This window comes from Mesorhizobium sp. M7A.F.Ca.MR.148.00.0.0, assembly GCF_003997735.1.
Classification (GTDB): Bacteria; Pseudomonadota; Alphaproteobacteria; order Rhizobiales; family Rhizobiaceae; genus Mesorhizobium.
On sequence record NZ_RZTB01000366.1, the window covers coordinates 1 to 587 of the forward strand.

Sequence of the window (587 nt, forward strand, 5' to 3'; positions counted from 1 at the left end):
TCATCCACGGGCGGAGCAAGGAGCGAAGCGACGCGGCGCAGACCCGAGGATCCATTCCGTGACGTCGGCCGAAGAATGCAACCCCTCAAGATGGTCGGCGGATCGTTCGGTCGCTATACTTCGTTCATGACGGGCTATGTCTATTTAACTGCGAGCCGGAAACGCGGCACCATCTATATTGGCGTCACAAACGATCTCGGCCGCCGAATGCCCGAGCACAAGTCTGGTGAGGGTTCGCGCTTTACTGGGCGGTATGGCGTAGAACGCTTGGTTTGGTACGAAGAGTATTTCGACATCCGCGATGCAATCCAGCGCGAGAAGTCGCTGAAACGTTGGCCGCGTCAATGGAAGATTGAATTGATCGAAAAGGCCAATCCGGAGTGGTTCGAGCTTTTCCGCGGGACTGGGTGGTAGCGCCAAGTTCTGCACTGCTTTGACCCGCCATACCGCCACGGAATGGATCCTCGGGTCTGCGCAGGAGCTTCGCTCCCGCTACGCCCGTGGATGACGAAAGGATGAGGCCTATTCCACCGTCACCGATTTCGCCAGATTGCGCGGCTGGTCGACGTCGGTGCCCATGAAGACGG

The 587-nt window shown here is 58.4% G+C and carries 1 protein-coding gene; it reads left to right on the top strand.

Annotated features, from left to right (window positions below; genetic code table 11):
- Positions 1-126 precede the first annotated feature (126 nt).
- Entirely contained in the window at positions 127-414 is a 288-nt protein-coding gene (locus tag EOB49_RS34530; protein WP_127383549.1) for a GIY-YIG nuclease family protein, read from the top strand.
- Positions 415-587: the final 173 nt, after the last annotated feature.

Bases quoted from the DNA above. Each gene is read 5' to 3' on its own strand.
- EOB49_RS34530 (WP_127383549.1), top strand. From the start codon at position 127: ATGACGGGCTATGTCTATTTAACTGCGAGCCGGAAACGCGGCACCATC.